Source organism: Phenylobacterium sp., assembly GCF_025351295.1.
Classification (GTDB): domain Bacteria; phylum Pseudomonadota; class Alphaproteobacteria; order Caulobacterales; family Caulobacteraceae; genus Phenylobacterium.
The window spans coordinates 1-2836 of record NZ_JANXWD010000094.1 but is presented as its reverse complement, the minus strand read 5'-3'; the positions used below and the strand labels follow the sequence as shown (position 1 = coordinate 2836).

Below are 2836 nucleotides of genomic sequence, written 5' to 3'. Positions count from 1 at the left end.
CCAAGAGCGTGGCCATCGGTTCGATGCCCAAGCCCTACAGCGGGGCCGAGATGCTGCGTGCCGTGGACTACCTCATCGCTCGCTTGGCCGGAGTCGAAACACCCGACCCGCCCCACGGGCTCGAAGTCTTTGGTTCGATCGATGGGGGCCTTGACGCAGATGCTGCCTGAAGCCGCGACCGTGTCTTCCGGGCGCGAAAGGCGCGACGTGTGACGAACAGAGGATATCGCGAATTCTCCGAGGTGAACCCGGACGCGGTCGTCGTTGTGGACGCGGCCGGCCGCATCAACTTCGCCAATCGTCGGGTCGAGGCGATGTTGGGCTACGCGCCCAGCGAACTGCTGGGGAAGTCCCCGGACATCTTGGTGCCCTAGCGCTACCGCAGCAGCCACGCGGGCCACATGGAGCGCTTCATCGGCGACTCCAGCCCGAGGATGATGGGCGCGGGCCTGGATCTGAAAGCGCGGCGCAAGGACGGGACCGAGTTCCCTGCGGAGATCAGTCTAAGTCCCTATCGTTCCACCGAGGGTAAGGTCGTCATCGTCGCGATCCGCGAGGTGATCGGCTCACCGCGCGGCGGCGCGCTGGAATCCGAGAACTCCGGCCTGCGTGACCTCCTGCAGGTCGCCCGACACGATGCTGCGCGGCTGCTGGAAGAGGCCGGGATCGACGCGCACGAACAGGAAGGCGCCAAGCGCCTCCAACGGCTGCTGTTGGAAGAACTCCATCACCGCATGAAGAACATGCTGACGAACGTGGTCGCGATTACGTCCCAAAGTCTGCGGTCCGCGGCGACGGTCGAGGAAGCGCGCGTCGCGATCACCAGCCGCCTGGCCGCCTTTGGTCGAGCTCAGGACCTGCTGCTCAAGGCCAATGAAGCCGGCGCAATGTTGACCGATCTGGTCGCGGCGGCCGTCAAACCGTTCGAAAGCGATGAGATTCCGCGCTTCATCATTCCGTTTGCGGCCATCGAAATCGGGCCTGCGGCGGTGCTGCCGCTCACGTTGTCGCTGAACGAACTCTGCACAAACGCGGTCAAGTACGGCGCATTGTCCAACCCCTCCGGGCGAGTTGAGATCATCTCGACAGTCGATGCGCAGAGCCAGTCGTTCAGCCTGACGTGGACCGAGACCGGCGGTCCGCGCGTGGTTCAACCCACGCGCCGTGGATTCGGGACCCGGCTGCTTGGGGCCCTGGCCGGGCAACTGCATGGAGAGGTGAGGGTGCGCTACGAGCCCGAAGGGATCGTCTATCAACTTGATAGCCCGCTTCCGGTGCTGCAGGCGCTTCCGGCACATTGACCGGCCGTTGGGTCCGGAGTTGCCACGACCGCGCGAGTCGAAGGGTGGGAGCGGAAGCCTTGCAGGGGCCGCAACTTCCCGGCAGCTGGCGCTGCCCAGCGGCTTGCAACGGCGCCTAGGGCCATCGCCGCACACGCGGCAACCGCGTCGCAGTTTGAGGGCCACCTGAGGGCGCAGGCCCCTCAGGGCGTGGCGGCTGCCTCAGGGTATCGGTAGACCTCGGCAGCGCCTTTCTGAAGGATCGCATCGGCCGCCGGAAGTGAGCCGAATTTGGCCGTCGCGTACAGGATGGCCGCTTCGATCTTCGCGGCCTCGAGGGTGTCTCCCGCGAGTTGATAGCGAGGCTCGGGCGGCGTTTCGACGGGCGTGTCGAAGACGAAGTGGACGGCGTATCGAGCCATGCGATCAGCCTTCGGCGCGACGGCGGGGGGAGGGGCTGTAGCCGCTGAGGTCGGCGTCGCCGACGACCGTGACGGTCGACCTCTCCCGGATTGGCAGAGCCATGAGGGCGTCGATTTGAGCTGCCGTATCCACGCTTCGGGCAGTCGCGGGCGGCTCTGGGCGTGCAATAGGCGTGGGCCGACCCAATCGAAGCGCAATCGAATCCCATAGTGTTATTTTGCGTGTACTTTTCATGACGGCGTAAACGCTGGGAAACTGCTTAGTTCCGTTAGACGGGTGCAGTTGTCGAAGAGATAAATACGGCTATCGCCTACAGCCGCGCGGTTCTAGGATGTGGGCGAGGCGGAGGCGTAGATTCTCCGGTGTCCGGCCAGTCCGGACGATGCCTGGGCCGGCTCCCGATGAGACCGGCGGTGATGCACCCCAACTGGCGCGCGACCCGACACGTCCTCGGGCGAGGAACAGCCATGTCTGACTACGCGTCCGAATTCTCCATCCGCCGGCTGTGGATCATCTTCGGCGTGAGCATGGCGATCATGTTCGGCGCGCTGCTGTGGTTCGGCGGCGAAATCTACCACACCAAGCCACCAATGCCGGCTGCTGTGCGGTCGACTGCCGGCCAGATCATCTACAGCGGTGAGGAGGTCAAGCGCGGCCAGGGGGTTTGGCAATCGACCGGCGGCATGCAGCAGGGCTCGATCTGGGGCCACGGCGCCTACGTCGCGCCCGACTGGAGCGCCGACTGGCTGCATCGCGAGGCGCTTGCCCTGCGCGGCCTGCTGGCGAATTCCCGATTCGATGCGCTCCCGGAACCTGACCAGGCGCGCATCGGGGCCATGCTTCGGCGAGAGATGCGCAGCGGCGGTTACGATCCGCGCACGGGCGCGATCACCGTCAGTGACCAACGGGCCGCCGCCATCGTAGTGACCGCGGCGCACTTCGAGGGCCTGTTCACCAACCGCACGGCCGCGGACCAGCATCTGCGCGAGCTCTACGCGATGCCGCAGAACGCGAAGCTGACCGCCCCGGAAGCCCACGCGCTGGGCGCCTTCTTCTTCTGGACGTCCTGGGCCGCGGCGGCCGAGCGGCCGGGACAGGCGATCAGCTACACCAGCAACTGGCCGCACGAGCCG

Annotated in this window: 3 protein-coding genes and 1 pseudogene; 3 read left to right on the top strand and 1 reads right to left on the bottom strand. The window is 66.0% G+C overall.

Features of this window, described 5'->3' with window-relative positions; all coding sequences use genetic code 11:
- The first annotated feature begins 209 nt into the window (after positions 1 to 209).
- Positions 210 to 374 (top strand): PAS domain-containing protein, encoded by a 165-nt coding sequence (locus Q0R13_RS13080; protein WP_293904577.1) that lies wholly within the window; start codon positions 210 to 212, stop codon positions 372 to 374.
- 27 nt (positions 375 to 401) lie between these two features.
- Entirely contained in the window at positions 402 to 1301 is a 900-nt protein-coding gene (locus tag Q0R13_RS13075; protein ID WP_293904575.1) for an HWE histidine kinase domain-containing protein, read from the top strand.
- Positions 1302 to 1483: 182 nt separating this feature from the next.
- Here the strand turns inward: Q0R13_RS13075 and Q0R13_RS13070 are convergent, their stop codons facing one another.
- Positions 1484 to 1702, bottom strand: a complete 219-nt coding sequence (locus Q0R13_RS13070; protein ID WP_293904573.1) for a hypothetical protein — start codon at positions 1700 to 1702, stop codon at positions 1484 to 1486.
- A gap of 468 nt (positions 1703 to 2170) precedes the next feature.
- Between Q0R13_RS13070 and Q0R13_RS13065 the strand changes: the two are divergent.
- Positions 2171 to 2836, top strand: a pseudogene (locus Q0R13_RS13065) (nitric-oxide reductase large subunit); the annotation flags it as partial.